Annotated in this window: 16 protein-coding genes and 2 tRNA genes; 8 read left to right on the top strand and 10 right to left on the bottom strand. The window is 64.1% G+C overall.

All coding sequences use genetic code 11. From position 1 onward, the window contains the following. Both E1H16_RS04045 and E1H16_RS04050 read right to left on the bottom strand, forming a co-directional pair. Nucleotides 1–1005 (bottom strand): NAD(P)H-dependent glycerol-3-phosphate dehydrogenase, encoded by a 1005-nt coding sequence (locus E1H16_RS04045; RefSeq protein WP_134322435.1) that lies wholly within the window; start codon nucleotides 1003–1005, stop codon nucleotides 1–3. Next, the gene (locus E1H16_RS04050; RefSeq protein WP_134322436.1) at nucleotides 1002–1781 is read right to left on the bottom strand and encodes a lysophospholipid acyltransferase family protein; all 780 of its coding nucleotides are present in this window, start codon (nucleotides 1779–1781) and stop codon (nucleotides 1002–1004) included. The genes E1H16_RS04045 and E1H16_RS04050 overlap by 4 nt, the downstream gene beginning before the upstream one ends. 77 nt (nucleotides 1782–1858) lie before the next feature. Between E1H16_RS04050 and cofC the strand changes: the two genes are divergently transcribed. From cofC to E1H16_RS04065, 3 genes are all read left to right on the top strand, one after another. Next, a complete protein-coding gene (cofC, locus tag E1H16_RS04055) occupies nucleotides 1859–2515 on the top strand; it encodes a 2-phospho-L-lactate guanylyltransferase (RefSeq protein ID WP_208378849.1) in 657 nt (218 codons plus the stop codon). Between the two features lie 66 nt (nucleotides 2516–2581). Beyond that, a complete protein-coding gene (locus tag E1H16_RS04060; protein WP_134322437.1) occupies nucleotides 2582–4645 on the top strand; it encodes an RNA degradosome polyphosphate kinase in 2064 nt (687 codons plus the stop codon). Nucleotides 4646–4652: 7 nt separating this feature from the next. Continuing rightward, nucleotides 4653–5552: an NUDIX hydrolase gene (locus tag E1H16_RS04065; RefSeq protein WP_134322438.1), complete on the top strand. Its 900-nt coding sequence runs from the start codon at nucleotides 4653–4655 to the stop codon at nucleotides 5550–5552. A 77-nt stretch (nucleotides 5553–5629) separates the two neighbouring features. On the opposite strand, the gene E1H16_RS04070 is transcribed toward E1H16_RS04065, so the two are convergent. From E1H16_RS04070 to leuC, 3 genes are all read right to left on the bottom strand, one after another. Beyond that, nucleotides 5630–6223, bottom strand: coding sequence for an HU family DNA-binding protein (locus E1H16_RS04070; protein ID WP_134322439.1), 594 nt, complete (start codon nucleotides 6221–6223; stop codon nucleotides 5630–5632). Nucleotides 6224–6402: 179 nt separating this feature from the next. Continuing rightward, on the bottom strand, nucleotides 6403–7026 hold the full coding sequence (gene leuD / locus E1H16_RS04075; protein WP_134322440.1) for a 3-isopropylmalate dehydratase small subunit: 624 nt from the start codon (nucleotides 7024–7026) through the stop codon (nucleotides 6403–6405). A 9-nt stretch (nucleotides 7027–7035) separates the two neighbouring features. Continuing rightward, entirely contained in the window at nucleotides 7036–8439 is a 1404-nt protein-coding gene (gene leuC / locus E1H16_RS04080; protein WP_134322441.1) for a 3-isopropylmalate dehydratase large subunit, read from the bottom strand. Nucleotides 8440–8565: 126 nt separating this feature from the next. On the opposite strand from leuC, the gene E1H16_RS04085 reads away from it, so the two are divergent. Continuing rightward, nucleotides 8566–9270, top strand: a complete 705-nt coding sequence (locus E1H16_RS04085; RefSeq protein ID WP_134322442.1) for an IclR family transcriptional regulator — start codon at nucleotides 8566–8568, stop codon at nucleotides 9268–9270. Nucleotides 9271–9322: 52 nt separating this feature from the next. On the opposite strand, the gene E1H16_RS04090 is transcribed toward E1H16_RS04085, so the two are convergent. The 3 genes from E1H16_RS04090 to E1H16_RS04100 all read right to left on the bottom strand — a co-directional run bounded on the left by E1H16_RS04090 (nucleotide 9323) and on the right by E1H16_RS04100 (nucleotide 10481). Continuing rightward, nucleotides 9323–9398 (bottom strand) — tRNA-Glu (locus tag E1H16_RS04090). Between the two features lie 110 nt (nucleotides 9399–9508). Next, a tRNA-Gln gene (locus tag E1H16_RS04095) sits at nucleotides 9509–9580 on the bottom strand. Nucleotides 9581–9698: 118 nt separating this feature from the next. Then, a complete protein-coding gene (locus E1H16_RS04100) occupies nucleotides 9699–10481 on the bottom strand; it encodes a fumarylacetoacetate hydrolase family protein (protein ID WP_134322443.1) in 783 nt (260 codons plus the stop codon). Between the two features lie 136 nt (nucleotides 10482–10617). On the opposite strand from E1H16_RS04100, the gene E1H16_RS04105 reads away from it, so the two are divergent. Both E1H16_RS04105 and E1H16_RS04110 read left to right on the top strand, forming a co-directional pair. Further along, a complete protein-coding gene (locus tag E1H16_RS04105) occupies nucleotides 10618–11085 on the top strand; it encodes a universal stress protein (RefSeq protein WP_134322444.1) in 468 nt (155 codons plus the stop codon). Further along, nucleotides 11082–11939, top strand: coding sequence for a 3-methyladenine DNA glycosylase (locus E1H16_RS04110; RefSeq protein ID WP_134322445.1), 858 nt, complete (start codon nucleotides 11082–11084; stop codon nucleotides 11937–11939). Before E1H16_RS04105 ends, E1H16_RS04110 begins: the two co-directional genes overlap by 4 nt. A gap of 30 nt (nucleotides 11940–11969) precedes the next feature. On the opposite strand, the gene E1H16_RS04115 is transcribed toward E1H16_RS04110, so the two are convergent. Further along, nucleotides 11970–13520 (bottom strand): acetolactate synthase large subunit, encoded by a 1551-nt coding sequence (locus tag E1H16_RS04115; RefSeq protein WP_134322446.1) that lies wholly within the window; start codon nucleotides 13518–13520, stop codon nucleotides 11970–11972. Between the two features lie 83 nt (nucleotides 13521–13603). On the opposite strand from E1H16_RS04115, the gene E1H16_RS04120 reads away from it, so the two are divergent. After that, nucleotides 13604–14578: a zinc-dependent alcohol dehydrogenase gene (locus tag E1H16_RS04120; protein ID WP_134322447.1), complete on the top strand. Its 975-nt coding sequence runs from the start codon at nucleotides 13604–13606 to the stop codon at nucleotides 14576–14578. Between the two features lie 60 nt (nucleotides 14579–14638). Next, complete coding sequence (locus E1H16_RS04125; protein ID WP_134322448.1) at nucleotides 14639–15376, top strand: hypothetical protein; 738 nt, start codon at nucleotides 14639–14641, stop codon at nucleotides 15374–15376. A gap of 33 nt (nucleotides 15377–15409) precedes the next feature. Here E1H16_RS04125 and cimA read toward each other — a convergent pair whose 3' ends face one another. Beyond that, nucleotides 15410–16993 (bottom strand): citramalate synthase, encoded by a 1584-nt coding sequence (gene cimA / locus E1H16_RS04130; protein ID WP_134322449.1) that lies wholly within the window; start codon nucleotides 16991–16993, stop codon nucleotides 15410–15412. Nucleotides 16994–16999 lie beyond the last annotated feature (6 nt).

Here is a 16999-nt window from a genome sequence, read left to right on the forward strand (position 1 = left end):
TCAGCTGGCCTCTCGTTTAGGCCTGCGCCCCATCAGCGCGGGAACGATGTCGGCGGCGTTTCGGCCTTCGTGACAAATCATCACGATCGCCTCGGTAATCGGCATCTCGACATCGTTGGCGCGCGCGAGATCGAGAATCGAACGGCAAGACTTGACGCCCTCGGCCGTCTGCCTGGTGGCGGCGATCGCCTCGTCGAGGCTCGCGCCGGAGCCCATCAACTCACCGAACGAGCGATTACGTGACAACGGTGAGATACAGGTTGCCGCGAGGTCACCGATCCCCGCGAGCCCGGCAAAGGTAACCGCCTCGGCGCCCATCTTCACACCCAGCCGGGAGATCTCCGCCAGACCACGCGTCATCAGCGTCGCCTTGGTGTTATCGCCGAAGCCCATCCCCTCGGCCATACCGCAGGCCAGTGCGATGACGTTCTTCACCGCGCCGCCCAACTCGCACCCGATGACGTCGGTGCTGGTGTAGGGCCGCATGTAACTGGTTTGGCAGGTGCGCTGCACCTCGACCGCGCGTTCGTGATCGGCACATGCGATCACGGTGGCCGCCGGCTGCTCCAGCGCGATCTCACGCGCCAAGTTCGGTCCGGTCACCACTGCGACTCGCTCCGCGGCAACGTCGGCGACCTCGGCGATCACCTGCGACATCCGCATCATCGTGCCGAGTTCGATCCCCTTCATCAAACTCACCAACGTCGCCTCGGCGCCGAGATACTGACGCCACTGAAGCAGATTCTCACGCAATGTCTGCGACGGTATGGCGAGTACCACCAGGTCGGCGCCCGTCAACGCGATGGCGGGATCACTCGTCGCGCGCAACGTCGCAGGCAGGTCGATATCGCCGAAATAGTCGCGATTACGGTGCGTTTCGTTGATCTGGCGCGCGACATCCTCTCGGCGAGCCCACAACTGGACCGAAGCGCCGGCATCGGCAAGTACCTTCGCGAACGCCGTGCCCCAGGATCCGGCGCCCATCACCGCCGCACGCGTACTCATACCGCGTCTGACGCATCATCGTCAGCGGTCTTTGCGCGCCCTGTCGGACGATACAACTCGGCCGGCGGCTGCTGCTGACGCATCAGCCCGACCTCGTCGGCGATCCGGCGCATCATCACATCGGTCAATGCCCGCGCCGTCTCGTTGTCGGTGCGCCCGTGGTACTGGCTGATATCCATGGGCTCCAACGCCCGAATGTGGGACTGCTTGCGCGGTAAGAGATCGAGCTTCTTGGTGTGGTAATCGTAGGAACGGTGCGCGCCCCACTGCGCGATCGGAATCACCGGCACATCCGGTACGGCGAGCGCGATGCGCGCTATACCGGTCTTCGCACGCATCGGCCAGAAGTCGGGATCGCGGGTCACGGTGCCCTCTGGATAGACCGCCACCACCCCGCCGGCGCGCAGGGTTTCGATAGCCGAGTCAAGCGACGCTTGAGCCGCGGCCGACCCACGGCTGACTGATATCTGGCGCGCCTTCGTCATCAGTTTCCCGACGATCGGCACCTTGAACACGCCGTCTTTGATCATGAAACTAGGCACGCGCCCTGCGGTCCATACGAACGAAGCGGTGGCCAGCGGGTCCAGTACCGAGATGTGATTCAGCACCAGGATCGCCGGACCGTCTACCGGGATCTGGTCTCGTCCTTCGAACTTCTCTTTGAAGGTCAGCCTCGACAGATTGCGCACGACCGGGATCATCAGCCGCAGCGACCAGTTCAACGGGCCCGCGGTGCGGCGTCCTCGTTTGACGGGTTTTTTCACAGAGTCGCGCAACGCGCCGTCCTTTCACTTCAGTCCGGATTCTCCACCACACTGAGTAGCAACAATAGCTAGTTGGGACACTGGTGACGATGACAACTCACGAGGCGATCCGCTGGCATGTCGTCGTACCGGTGAAGGCTCGGTCGGCGTCCAAGACCAGACTCTCGCCCGACGCACGTCGAGCGCAACTTGCGCTGGCCTTCGCCCTGGATACGTTTCACGCCGTCCTCGGGTGCGCGTCCGTGGCGTCGCTCATCGTGGTCACCGATGACGACGACGTCCGGATCCGAGCGCGCGAGCTGGGCGCACGGGTCATCAGCGAGTTGGACGATCCACAGGTCCGCGGATTCGACCGGCTCAACGCGGCGCTGCGGTACGGCGTTGAGCAGACAGGGATCAACGCAGCGCCCACGGCCGCGCTCACAGCCGACCTCCCCGCGCTACGGCCCGCAGAGCTCGAGCGCGCCCTGCGTGCGGCAGCGGCCCACCAGCGGGCGTTTGTGCCCGATCACGAGGGCACGGGCACCTCGATGCTGACCGCGCTACGCGGCGCGGACCTGGCACCACAATTCGGGATCGCCTCCGCAGAAGCGCACCGTAACTCCGGGGCGGCCGAGCTGAACCTGACGGACGTTCCAGGCCTGCGTCTGGACGTTGACTGGCAGCACGACTTACAAGCGGTTCGCCGGCTGGGGTGCGGCGCGGCCACCAGCGCCATACTCGAGGCCCAGCGCAGCGAGTGCTAGGGAAATAACTACAGAACTTGCACGCCAGCGGCGGCGTTCCGGGCCGCGATGGGCCAAACTTGAGGTATGACTGCCGAGCCGCTCGCCGATATCGCTACCTCACCGGAACGATTCACCAACCGGGAGATCTCCTGGCTAGATTTCAATGCCCGCGTCCTCGCTGCCGCGGAGGATTCACGCGTTCCGTTGCTGGAGCGCGTGAAGTTCCTCGCGATCTTCGCCAGTAACCTCGACGAGTTCTACATGGTGCGCGTGGCCGGCCTCAAACGGCGTCAGGATATGGGCGTCATGGTTCGGTCCGCGGACGGCCGCACCGCCGCTGAGCAGCTCGAAATGATCACCGAGAAGGCTCAGGGGCTCGTACACCGGCACATTCGATGCTTCACTGATGACATCCAGCCGGCGCTTCGCGCCGAGGGCATTGAGATCGTTGCGCACGATCAGCTCTCGGACGACGAGAAGAAGCGGATGGACGAGCATTTCTTGCGCAACGTCTTTCCCGTTCTGACGCCACTCGCGGTCGATCCGGCGCACCCCTTCCCTTACATTTCCGGGCGCTCGCTGAACTTGGCTGTCGTTATTCGGGAACCCGGCAGCAAGATCGAGCGGTTCGCGCGGGTCAAGATCCCCTCGAACATGCACCGGCTGGTGCGCGTCGGCAAAGCCCGATTCCTGCCGTTGGAATCATTGATCTCGGCAAACCTCAGCGACCTTTTCCCCGGTATGGAGATCATCGACAGCCACCCGTTCCGGGTGACCCGTAATGCCGACTTGGACGTCGAGGAGGACCGCGACGAAGATCTGTTGCAGGCACTCGAACGTGAACTGGCGCGGCGCCGGTTCGGCCCGGCCGTCCGGCTGGAAGTCACCGACGAAATGGACGACAAGATCCTCGACTTGCTCACTCGCGAGATCGACGTGGATCCGGTCGATGTGATCGTCGTTCCGGGCCTACTTGACCTGTCCTCGCTCTGGGCGATCGTGAGCGTGGATCGCCCAGACCTCAAGGACAACGCGTTCGTGCCTGGATCCCCGGCGCGGCTCGCGAAGTCGGAATCCTTCTTCGATGTGCTGCGCGATGGGGATGTGCTGCTGCATCACCCCTACGATTCGTTTGCCACGACGACGCAGAAGTTCATCGAACAGGCGGCGAACGATCCTCAGGTGCTGGCGATCAAGCAAACCCTGTACCGCACTTCCGGTGACTCTCCCATCGTGCATGCTCTGATCAACGCGGCCGAGGCAGGCAAACAGGTCGTGGTGCTGGTCGAGATCAAGGCGCGCTTCGATGAGGCGGCGAACATCAGCTGGGCCCGCAAACTGGAGCGCGCCGGATGCCACGTCGTGTACGGGATCGTCGGGCTGAAAACGCATTGCAAGACTGCTCTGGTCGTGCGGGAGGAGGCCGGCACTCTGCGGCGCTACTGCCATATCGGCACCGGAAACTACAACCCCAAGACAGCGCGGTTGTACGAGGATCTGGGCCTACTGACCGCCGATCCTGAGATCGGCGCCGACTTGACGGATCTATTCAACGTGCTCACCGGGTACTCCGGGCAGAAGTTCTATCGCAAGCTCCTGGTCGCGCCGCACGGCGTACGCAACGGGCTCATTGACCGGATCGAACGCGAAGCCGACCACGCGCGCGCGGGGCGCGAGGCGCGCATCATCATCAAGAGCAATCACATCGTCGACGAAGATTCCATTGATGCGCTGTATCGCGCTTCGCAGGCCGGCGTGCAGGTCGATTTGGTGATCCGGACAAATTGTTCGGTTCGTCCCGGAGTCCCCGGGCTGTCGGAGAACATCCGGGTGCGGTCGATCGTCGGTCGGTTCCTGGAACATTCGCGCGTGTCGTACTTCCATAATGACGCTCGCCCCGAAGTGTTTATCGGGTCGGCCGATCTCATGCACCGCAACCTCGATCGACGCGTGGAGGTGTTACTACGAGTCGACGATTCCGCGGCACGTTCGCAAATTATCGCAATGGTCGAGCGCATGATGGACGACGACATCATCGGCTGGGACCTGCAGGCCGACGGCACCTGGCGGAACTCCGAAGACGGCTCCGAGCAGCCGATGGTCGACTTCCAGGCCGAGCAGATCCGCCGCATCGGACGTTCCGAGTAGTCCGGCTGTGGCAAAGCAGGGGCGACTCACCGCCGCCGGCGGCGTCGTGTGGCGCGACGGCAAGAAGGGGCCAGAAGTGCTGCTGGTGCATCGCCCGCACCGCAACGATTGGTCGCTGCCTAAGGGCAAGCCCGAGGACGGCGAGAATGACCTCGACACCGCTGTCCGGGAAGTCACCGAGGAGACCGGTGTCCGTTTTGTGCTCGGCGCGCGGCTGGGATCGGTGACATATCCAGTCAAGGGCAAGAAGAAGACCGTCAGTTACTGGGCGATGCGGCAGTGCGAGCGCGATAGCGCGCACAGCGGTCCGATCGATGACGGCGAGATCGACGATCTCGCGTGGCATAGCCTGCGCTCGGCCTACCGCATCCTCAGCTATCCAGAGGATGCGACGATCCTGCGCACGTTTGAAAAGCGCGGCCAGGGCCACCCTTCCTTGATACTCGTGCGGCACGCCTCGGCCGGTAAGCGCTCAGAATGGTCCGGTGACGACGCAGATCGCCCTCTGGACGCCGCTGGAATGGCGCAGGCGTCGACATTGCGGTCGTTGGCGGCGTTCGCCCCGGCACGGCTATTCGCGGCGCCACTGACACGCTGTGTACAGACCGCGCAGCCGATCGCCGACGCCACGGGACTCCGAATCAAGAAATCCGCCGCGTTCGCGGATGCGGCGCTGAAGTCTGACGCCGCCGATTCCCTGCAGCGATTGCGCGACCTGGCCGGCGGGTCGGGCGGCGCGGCGACCGCGGTGGTGAGTCAGGGAGATCTGATCGCCGCTGCGCTGGACGATCTGCCAGCGACCTCCACCTCACCGCGTAAGCGCCAGAAAGGCTCCGTGTGGGTGTTCTGCGCGGCGGACGGCGTCATTACCTCCGCGGACTATTATCCGCCGTCGCTGGCGCCGTAGCGTCCCTCGCGCCGATCGCACGCGAAGGGGCGGGGAACGATCGGATGATCGCTCCCCGCCCCTTGTCGGTTCAGGTGTTACTTCTTCGCAGGCGACTTGCGTGCCGTGGTCTTCTTGGCGGGTGCCTTGCGTGCCGTGGTCTTCTTCGCCGCAGCAGTGGTCTTCTTAGCGGCAGTCGTCTTCTTGGCCGCAGTGGTCTTCTTAGCGGCCGCTGCCGTCGTCTTACGCGCCGTCGACTTAGCGGCGGTGGTCTTCTTCGCGGCAGTCGTCTTCTTGGCCGCAGTGGTCTTCTTAGCCGCCGCCGTCGTCTTCTTCGCCGGTGCGGTTGCCTTAGCGGCAGCCGTCTTCTTCGCGGCGGCGGCCTTCGCGGCACGTGGTGCCGCACCAAGCTTGATCTGGCCGCCGACTACGCCCTTGAACTTCGTACCCGGGCGGAACGCCGGCACGGACGTCTTCTTCAGCTTGACCGGTTCGCCGGTCGCGGGGTTACGCGCGATACGCGCCGCACGTGGGCGACGCTCGAAGACGCCAAACCCTGCGATAGACACCTTCTCGCCCTTGCCAACGGCTCGGAACACGATGTCGGTGAAGGCATCGATCGTTTCATTAGCGCGCTTTTTGTCACCGTCGAGTCGAGCGGCGAGCGCATCTATGAGCTCGGACTTGTTCACTTTGTCCTCCCAAGGACTTACTCGTGCGCTGCTGCCGCCTTGTAGCTGGCGCAAACGCGGCCGCTCTCTTGACCGGCTTATGCAACAACGGTAGGGAATTAGGGGCTACGGATCAATAACCGTAGCCCCTAATTCGTATGCGTGTCAGCGCGATTCGCTCACAGTTTTCAGTTGCGTTGTTACTGGGTGACCGGCTTGAACTGCGGTCGCTTGGCCTCGTACTCGTCGATTTTGTCGGCATTGCGCAGGGTCAGGCCGATGTCATCGAGCCCTTCCATCAGCCGCCACCGGCTGTAGTCATCGATCTCGAAGTCGATCACCTTGGCGACGGAATCGCTTTCATTGCTCGGATCGGAGCCTTCAACGGTGATCGTTCGGGCTTCGAGATTGACGGTCGCCTGGGTCGTCGGATTCTTCTCGGCGACGCTCATCAGCCACTCAACCTCGGCCTCGGGCAACACGATGGTCAGCAGCCCGTCCTTGAGCGAGTTCCCGCGAAAAATGTCAGCGAACCGGGGCGAAATCACAACACGAAATCCGCCATCCCGCAGTGCCCAGACCGCGTGCTCACGCGAAGATCCGGTGCCGAAGTCGGGTCCGGCAACGAGGATCGACGCGCCGGAGTACTCCGCGCGGTTGAGCACGAAGTCCTTTTCGTTCGCTCGCCAGGACGAAAACAGCCCATCCTCGAAGCCCGTTTTAGTCACGCGCTTGAGGTACACGGCGGGGATGATCTGGTCCGTGTCGACGTTGTTGCGCCGCAGCGGAGCCATTGTTCCGGTGTGAGTAGAAAACTTCTGCATCGTCGATACCTACTTGTCCAGATCGCTCGGGGAGGAAAGGGTTCCGCGCACGGCGGTCGCCGCAGCAACGAGGGGCGAGACCAGGTGGGTGCGCCCACCCTTGCCCTGACGACCCTCGAAGTTGCGATTCGAGGTGGATGCCGAACGCTCTCCCGGAGCCAGTTGGTCAGGGTTCATTCCCAAGCACATTGAGCATCCCGCCGAACGCCATTCGGCACCGGCCGCCGAGAAGACTGCGTCCAATCCTTCAGCTTCAGCCTGCTGCTTAACTTTCATCGATCCGGGGACGACCAGCATCCGCACGCTATCTGCGACCTTGCGCCCCTTGATGATGTCCGCGGCAGCGCGCAGATCCTCGATGCGACCGTTGGTGCACGAACCGACGAAGACGGTATCGACCTTGACCTCGCGCAGCGGAGTGTTCGGCTCAAGGCCCATGTAGGCCAATGCACTTTCGGCCGCGCCGCGCTGTTCGGCGTCCTCGATCTTCGCCGGATCCGGAACATTGCTGCCCAACGGAAGACCCTGGCCGGGGTTGGTCCCCCAGGTCACGAATGGGGTCAACGATGCGGTGTCGAGTACGACCTCGGTGTCGAAGGTAGCGTCGTCATCGGTGCGCAGCGACTTCCAGTATTCGACCGCTGCATCCCAGTCGGCGCCCTGCGGTGCGCGCTCGCGCCCCTTGAGGAACTCGAACGTGGTCTCGTCCGGCGCGATCATGCCGGCGCGCGCACCGGCTTCAATCGACATATTGCACACGGTCATCCGCGCTTCCATGGACAGCGCCTGAATGGCCGATCCGCGGTACTCGATGACATGGCCTTGACCGCCACCGGTGCCGATCTGCGCGATCACGGCCAGGATGATGTCCTTCGCCGTGACGTCCGGGCCCAATTCGCCGTCGACCGTGACCGACATCGTCTTGAACGGACGCAACGGCAACGTCTGCGTGGCCATGACCTGCTCGACCTCGGAGGTTCCGATACCGAACGCGAGCGCCCCGAAGGCGCCGTGCGTCGAGGTGTGGCTATCGCCGCAGACCACGGTCATCCCTGGCTGGGTCAGGCCCAATTGCGGACCGATCACGTGTACGATGCCCTGGTTTTCATTACCCATGGGAAAGATGGGTACGCCGAACTCGGCGCAATTCTTGCGCAGGGTCTCCACCTGCAGGCGAGATACCGGGTCGGCGATCGGCTTGTCGACGTCGGTCGTGGGGACGTTATGGTCCTCGGTCGCCAGCGTGAGGTCGGTACGCCGTACCGGGCGGCCGGCCGCGCGCAGCCCGTCGAACGCCTGGGGGCTCGTGACCTCGTGCAGCAGGTGCAAATCGATGTACAACAGGTCGGGTTCGCCGTCGGCTTTGTGCACGACGTGCTGTTCCCAGATCTTTTCGGCGAGTGTCTGGCCCATCTCGCGTCACCATTCCTTCGGATCTGTTCTCACTATTTGGGAGCATGTCTCAGTACGTGAAATTGTAATCCCGTATCGACGGGCCCGGTAACGCCATCCCATCAGATGGGACCGTAGTATCGCCCCATGGAACAAGCTGTGACCGGTATCGGAGTACTTGACAAGGCAGTGGCAATCATCGATTGCTGCGCCGAATCCCCACGCTCGCTCGCCGAGCTCGTGGAGCAACTAGGGCTCCCCCGAGCGACAGCACACCGAATCGCCTCCGCCCTAGAGACACACCGCATTTTACGGCGCGACAATCAAAGCCGGTGGGTCGTCGGTCCGGCAGTCCTTGAATTGGCCGCCTTCGCCCGCGATCCGCTCGTCGATGCCGCATCGGCGGTGCTACGCAAGTTGCGCGACCTCACCGGAGAAAGCGCTCAGCTATTCGTTCGCGAAGATGACGTCCGGGTCTGCGTCGCGGCGTCCGAAAGATCCAGTGGTCTGCGTGACACCGTCCCGATCGGCGCCCGCCTGTCGATGAAGGCCGGTTCCGCCGCCCATGTCCTGCTCGCATGGAGCGACGAGAAGGACATCATGCACATCCTCGCCGATTCGGCGTTCACCACGCGCACGGTCGCCGGAGTACGCCGCCGCGGCTGGTCGGCCAGCATCGCCGAACGCGAACCGGGGGTCGCGTCGATCTCGGCGCCGGTCCGTGATCTGCGCGGTGCCGTGGTAGCCGCAATATCGATATCGGGCCCCGCAGAACGCATCGGCCGATCCCCCGGCACGCGACTGTCGCGGCCACTACTGAACGCTGCGGCTGAGCTCGAGCGCAAGCTCTAGCCACCGCGAGCACCGAAACACAAAAGACCCACCTGACGGGTGGGTCTTTGCGTGGTACCCCCGACCGGGTTCGAACCGGCGTTACCGCCTTGAGAGGGCGGCGTCCTGGACCACTAGACGACGGGGGCGTGCTGGTGCAGAACTAAATAATTCTGCGGGCTTTGCGTTCTGACGCGAACAGAGACTTTACCAGACTCACACCGGAGCCGATCAACAGCCCCGTACTTCGCATCAGGAGCTGGGGTACCAGGACTCGAACCTAGACTAACTGAACCAGAATCAGTCGTGCTGCCAATTACACCATACCCCAAGAGCACTCACCCGCTGCTGGTGTTGCAACCGCTCGAGCGCCAGCGATAAATATTACCGGAGCCCCGTTTGAGATCGCCAGCCGGGTGCCTGTGCTTCGCACTACATCGAGCGCGCGACTACTCGTCGTCGACCACCGGATTGGTCAGTTCAAGATCGCCAACGGTGACCGTGACCGTATTACCGGCGACGATCGGGCCGACGCCTTCCGGCGTACCGGTGATGATGACGTCTCCGGGCAGCAACGTCATCACATGCGACACATACGAGATGAGCGTCGGTACGTCGAAGATCATCCGCGCTGTCGTCGAGTCTTGCCGCACCTGAGAATCCACCGCGCACGCGATGCGCACATCGTCGTACGCCATATCGGTGTCGATCCACGGACCGATCGGGCAGAACGAATCGAACCCTTTGGCGCGCCCCCACTGCCCGTCGGACTTCTGTAGATCTCGCGCGGAAATATCGTTGGCTGCGGTTATCCCAAAGATCGCGGCGTCCGCGTTCTCCCGACTGACCTTCCGCGCGCCGCTGGCGCCGATCACCACGGCCAGCTCTGCCTCGTGCTCAACGTGTTGGCTCGCCGCGGGCAGCCGGATCTGATCGCCTGGACCGATCACCGATGTCGACGGCTTGAGAAATAGCATCGGCTGCTTCGGCACCTCGTTGCCCATTTCGGCGGCGTGCGCAGCATAGTTACGCCCGACGCACACCACCTTGCTCGGCAGGATCGGCGACAACATTCGTACGTCGTCCAACGACCAACGATGTCCGGTGCGCGCCAGTTCGCCGAATGGGTGTCCGTCGATCGCCTCGATCGTCCACCCGGATTTATCACCGGTTCCATCGATTACCCCGAACGTCATCTGACCCTGTGGGGTTACGAACCGAGCGATACGCATGCGTCCTCCAGTAGATCGAGCTGCTCCCCGAAACGGTACCCGGCCTTATCGGTGAGCGCGCCCGCACTCCGATCATCGACCGACTGCACTCGGCATAGGATTGAGCGAGACCCTGTGCAGGCGAGGAGTTACGACGATGACTACCACCGATGAGACCGACCCCGTCGGCGGCGTGCTGGTCGGCGACGATGGCTCACCTCGCGCGAGCGAGGCACTGGACTACGCGGCGGCTGAAGCCGCCCGCCGCGGTTGTGCCCTACATGTGGTGCGCGCGTGGAACGTCAAGAACGCAGTGCGTCCGCACGACACCGCGCCCGGGCTCATCCCGTCGACCCAAGAGTTCGGCGAGGCCGTGCGCGCCCATACTCTTCCCCGGGCCGAAGCGGCCGCCGAGCGCCACGGCATTACCGATGCCGTACATGTCCATGCGCTACATGGTGCGGCGACCAAGACGCTGCTGGATCTCTCGCATCAGTGCGATGTGCTGGTCGTCGGCTCGCAAGGACTCAGTGGGATCACCGGGCGATTGCTCGGATCGGTGGCCAATACCGTGGTGCGCGAAGCGGGCTGCCCAGTGATCGTTGTTCGCGGCCGTCGTTCGTGACCGTCACGCACGACTGGCGCGAATGCGAACGCGAGCACCTAGTTCGCGTTGAACCGCTGCTCGCGGGCCATGAACAGCGGCGATCCGACGGTGCGGCACACCCCGTCGAGGACTTCCTGTTCACGTATTACACGTACCGCCCTAATCAGTTGCGCCGATGGCATCCTGGGCTCGGCCACACCATCGCTGACCCGGATGCTCCGCACGGTGCCTCGCCGTACTACCAGGCGCTGTCCGACGGATCCTTGACGGTCGATACTTCGGCGATGGCGCAACGGCGCGGAACGCTGATCGACGCCGTGACACGGATCCTGCGTGCGACGCTCGAGCGCCCGCCGATGCTCGGCTGCTTCGGGATGCACGAATGGGCGATGGTGTATCGCATCGGCGCCGACGACGTTCGGCACAACTCGTGGCCGCTTCGGCTGCACCCCACCGACATCGCCAATGTCGTCGAGGAACGTGGGCTGCGCTGCACCCACTTCGATGCCTTCCGGTTCTTTACCGAACCCGCCGCACCGCGCAACGAGCACGCGCTTTCTCGTACGACGCAGGCGGAATTCGAGCAGCCCGGTTGTCTGCACGCCGGGATGGATTTGTACAAGTGGGCCTACAAACTCTCCCCCGCGGTGAGTTCGGACCTCGTGCTCGACGCCTTCGAACTCGCGCGCGACATTCGGTACGTCGACATGCAGGCCAGCCCGTACGATCTCGCTGATCTGGGCGTACCACCCATCGCTGTCGATACCGCGGCGGGGCGCGCACAGTACGTCTGGATGCAGCGCGAGTTCGCCAATCGCGCGCAGCCGATCCGCCGGCGGCTACTGGAGGTCTGCCAGCAGCTCGCCGCCTGATCCGCTCACCTCCACGTCACTGGAGGTTTCTTACAGCCGCACCTCGATCAGCGCGGGGCCTTCAGTGGCCAGACCAGCGCGCATTTGCGCGGCCAACTCGTCCATGGTGCTCGCTGCAGTCGCGGGTACGCCCAAGGACTTCGCCAGGCCGACGAAGTCGATCGCCGGGTTGTCCAGATCCAGCAAAGCGCGTGCCTTCGCACCGAACTCCGGTACGCCGACGTTGTGCATCTCGTGGTGCAAGATTCCGTACTTCTGGTTGGCGAAGATCAGCACCAGCATGTTCAGATTCTCGCGCGCCGCCGTCCACAGTGCCTGCGGCTGATACATCGCGCTGCCGTCGCTCTCCAGCACAATCACCTTGCGGTCGGGACATGCAACGGCCGCGCCCACTCCGCACGGCATCGCGTAGCCGATCGAGCCGCCGGACCCCACTAGCCAATCGTGTGGACGTACCGACTCGGTCTCCGGAACGAGCGCGCGGCCGGACGTGATCGACTCGTCGACGACGATAGCGTCCTCCGGTAGCAGGGCACCGATCAGCGCGCCGAGTTTGTCGATGCTCATCGCGCCGTTCGGCACCTGCGGTAGGACGAGGTCGCTGGTGCGCACCGTCGCGTTCTCCGCCCCCAGTTCGGCGACCAGCGACTCCAGCGCGAGGGTCAGGTCCTGGTCCTCGCGCGCCAACTCGATGACCCGTGTGTCGCGGTGATACAGCACGCTGGGCTTGCCCGGGTACGCGAAGAAGCTCACCGGCGCTTTCGCGCCGACCAGAATCAACGTGTCGAACTGCTCGAGGAACTTCGTTGCCGGTTCGGGGCTGTAGGGGATCCGCTCCACGGGTACTCGTCCGGCGCCGCGGGTGATCCGCGAGGTCATCGTCGGCGCCAGCAACCGAGCGCCGGTCGCGGCCGCGATCCGGCCGGCCGCCTGCAACGGGCCTTCCAGGGTGGCCCCCGGCCCCAATATCAGCGCCGTCGACTGACCAGCGCTCAACGCCGCGGCGGTTGCGGTGATGGCCTGCTCGTCGGCCGGTGAGGCGTCCGGCGAGCCCGCTAACTCGCCGGTGGCCTCAGTGGTGACGTCGTTCCACGCGGCGTCCGCCGGAAGGATCAGCGAGGCGATACGACCTGGGCGACGCCAAGACTCGCGAATCGCTGCGGTGGTGTCCGTGGCGACGCTGTTCGCGTCCGGAGTCGTGCGGACCCAGTGGCTGAAGGGGCGCGCTGCACCCTCGATATCCGAGGTCAACGGAGCGTCCAGATGACGGTGATAGGTGGCGTGATCGCCAATTACGTTGACGATCGGCGATTTTGCACGCAAGGCGTTATGCAGATTCGACAGACCGTTGGCCATTCCCGGGCCGAGGTGCAGCAGAGTGACAGCGGGCTTACCGCTCATCCGCGCGTACCCGTCCGCCGCGCCGGTCACCGTACCCTCGAACTGGCCGAGCACGCATCGCATCCCGTCGGTGTCGTCGAGCGCGGCCACGAAATGCATCTCGGATGTCCCTGGGTTCGCGAAGCACACATCGACGCCGTTGGCGACGAGGGTGTTCATCAACGAATGCGCACCGTTCATAACTATGCCTCCGTGTAGGTTTCCACTAACTCATTTGTTCCAACTTAGAACCGCGCACGCTGTCGCGGACCACGGAGGTCACCATGTGGGCATATCGGATGATTGCGCCGCGGCGCATGGAGCGCATTGACGTTCCGGACCTGGACGCCGCCTCGCTGGCGCCCGGACATCTCTTGCTGCGACCGATGCACGGTGGTCTGTGCGGTAGCGATTACCCCGCGTATCGAGGTCTGAAGTCCCAACTGATCAACGAGGACGGGACACTCGCGGCGGAGTCCAACGGCTTCCCACTGCACGAGGTCGTCGGCGAGGTCGTCGCCGACCCCACCGGAACCCACCAGCCGGGGACGGTCGTAGTCGGCTGGGCGACTGGATTCGATGCCCTCGCTGAACTGGTCGCGACCAAGGCCAGCAGCGTGATGGCAGTGCCGGACGACATTGAGGTCGCCGACGCCATCACCCTGCAGCCGTTGGCCTGCGTGCTCTACACCCTGGATCGGCTCACCGATTGCCTGCCTGGCGCGAAGGTCGCGGTCATCGGCCTCGGCCCGATCGGTCTGTTGTTTGCGCATGGCGCGAAGCAACGCGGCGCCGCCAGCGTGACCGGGGTCGACCCGGTCGACCGCAGCGCGATTGCCGCGGACTTCGGAATAGATGACGTCATCACCACGACGAGCGATCGCTGGGCGAGCCGGCTCACCACCGACCCGGTGCGATACGACGTCGTCATCGAGGCTGTCGGCCATCAGGTCGGCACACTCACCGACGCAGTCAACGCCGTGCGGATGGGCGGAACCATCTTCTACTTCGGCATCCCGGACGACAGAATCTACCCCTTCCCGATGGCGGTCTTCCTGCGCCGTAGCGCCCGCTTGGTCAGCGGCGCCGTCCTCGATCACTCCGCATCGCTGGACGTGGCGATCGAATATGCGCGCTCGCACCCGAAACTACTCGCACAAAACATCTCGCATCGCTTCGATATCGCCGATGCGAATGAGGCGTTCGAAGTCGGCATCTCCACGTTCAGTGACCGTCGCAAGGTCGTGCTCGACTACTGAGCCGAGATACCGGTTGAATGAAACCGGTCTCGGGCCCCGTTTCGTCTAGGGTGAGTGATCGTGACTGCTGAGCCCCCTACCACCACCGGCACCGATGACAGCTCCGCCGGCGCAAGCCCGCGATCGCTGGTCGTCCGGCGCGACGTACGCCGGAGCCTACGGGCCGCACTCGCGCTGCTCGGTGTGAGTGTGCTGCTGGTGTTCTGGGTGCCCGCAATCATCGTGCTAGCTCGCTCGGAGGCTGCGTACTTCACCAACGGAATCCTGTGGTCGGCGCTGATTGCGACCGTCGTCGCGCTGCTGGTTGGCGCCGGGCTGACGCTGTGGTGGGCACGCCGCGGACGGGTGCTGCTGAGTGCGGATGCGGCGGGAATCCGACTCCCGGCTACTCGCCAACATCCGGAGCTCGAGGCCGCCTGGGCTGACGTGGCGATGATCCGCCTGATCGGTACCAGGAATCCAACGCTGGCGATCCACGTACGCGAGATTGTCGAGGAGCAATCAGCAGAATCCGCGGAGCCGCAACTCGACCTCACGGAACCGGAATTCCTACGACCGCTGGACTTTCAGTCCGATCCCCCACCGCCGACGAAAGTGCCGAGCGAGGACGCGTTCGACAAGATTAAGCCGCTGCCGCAGGAGGAGGATTCCGAGGATGACCCGGAGCCTCGTCCGAAGTCCGGAGCGGCGCTACATGCCACGCCGTATGTCGTCTCGCTGACAAACACTGACCCGCCACTATCGCACGTACTGCGCGCGATCACGGTGCTATCGGCCGGCAGGGTCCGACTCGACTAGGCGCCCGGGCGGCGAACCCGCCAGGATGTGCCGCTAAGCCTCCAGGGCGTACGCGACGCTGTCGACGAGCGCGGTCCACGAAGCCTCGACGACGTTCTGGTGCACGCCGACCGTGGTCCAGGTGCGTTCACCATCAGTAGTGTCGATCAGTACGCGGGTGGTCGCGTCCGTACCGGCCCGCCCCTCGAGGATCCGCACCTTGTAATCGGCCAGATCGATGCCGGCCAACTGCGGATAGTGACCGATGATCGCCTGACGTAGCGCCTGGTCCAGTGCGTTGACCGGACCGTTTCCTTCCGCGGTCGCGATCACCCGGGAATCGCCGACGAGGACCTTGACGGTGGCTTCCGAGATCACTTCGCCATCGCGGTGTTCGACGATGACGCGATACGACTCGAGAGTGAAGGCTCGTCGACGTTGCGGATCGCGCTCATCACGCAGGAGCAGTTCGAATGAAGCGTCGGCGGCCTCATAGGACCACCCCTCTGCCTCACGTTTCTTGACGATCTCAACTACTCGTCCCACAGCCGCCGGATCATCGGCGATATCCACACCGAGTTCGCGACCCTTGAGTTCGACGCTCGCGCGACCGGCCATCTCGGTGACCAGGATGCGCATATCGTTGCCGACTTCGGCGGGGTCCATGTGGTTGTAGAGTTCGGGCGCAACCTTGATCGCGCTGGCATGCAAACCGGCCTTGTGCGCGAAGGATGAGGCGCCGACGTACGGCTGGTGCGTGTCGGGGGCAAGGTTTGCCAGTTCGGCCAGCGCATGCGAGATCCGCTGCATCTCAGCGAAACGCCCCTCGGGCAGCACCTTCATATCGAGTTTGGCGACCAAGCCGCCGAGGACGCCGAACAGATCGGCGTTACCGGTACGTTCGCCGTACCCGTTGGCGGTGCATTGCACGTGGCTGACGCCGGCTTGTACGCCGGTGAGCGTGTTCGCAACCGCGCAGCCGGTGTCGTCCTGGCAGTGAATGCCCAGGCGGCCCTGCACAGCGGCGCGGACTTCGCTGACCACCTCGTGGATACCGCCGGGCAGCATTCCGCCGTTGGTATCGCACATGACCACGACGTCGGCGCCGGCCTCGAAGGCCGCGGTCATCACGGACAGGGTGTACGCCGAGTCGTACTTGTAGCCGTCGAAGAAATGCTCGCAGTCGACGAAAACTCGCCGACCCTGCGCGACGAGGTGTGCGACGGTGTCACTCACCATCGCGAGGTTCTCCGCACGCGTGGTGCGTAGCGCCTGTTCGACGTGTCGTACGTCGGACTTGGCGACCAGACAGATCACCGGTGCCTGCGAGTCCAGCAGCGCCTGCACCTGCGGGTCAGCGGCCGCCGTACCACCCGCTTTGCGGGTAGACCCGAACGCCACCAGTTGCGCGGTCGTCAGGTCGAGCTCGGTCCGGGCGCGCTCGAAGAACTCGGTGTCCTTCGGTAGCGCGCCCGGCCAGCCACCCTCGATGAAACCCACACCCTGCTCGTCGAGCAGACGCGCGACGGCGAGCTTGTCCGCAACGGAGTAACTAATCCCCTCACGCTGAGCGCCATCGCGCAGCGTCGTGTCATATACGTGGAAGGAATCGCCGAGCGGGCTCACCTGGGTAGTCATCGAGTT

Source organism: Cumulibacter soli (assembly GCF_004382795.1).
Lineage (GTDB): Bacteria > Actinomycetota > Actinomycetes > Mycobacteriales > Antricoccaceae > Cumulibacter > Cumulibacter soli.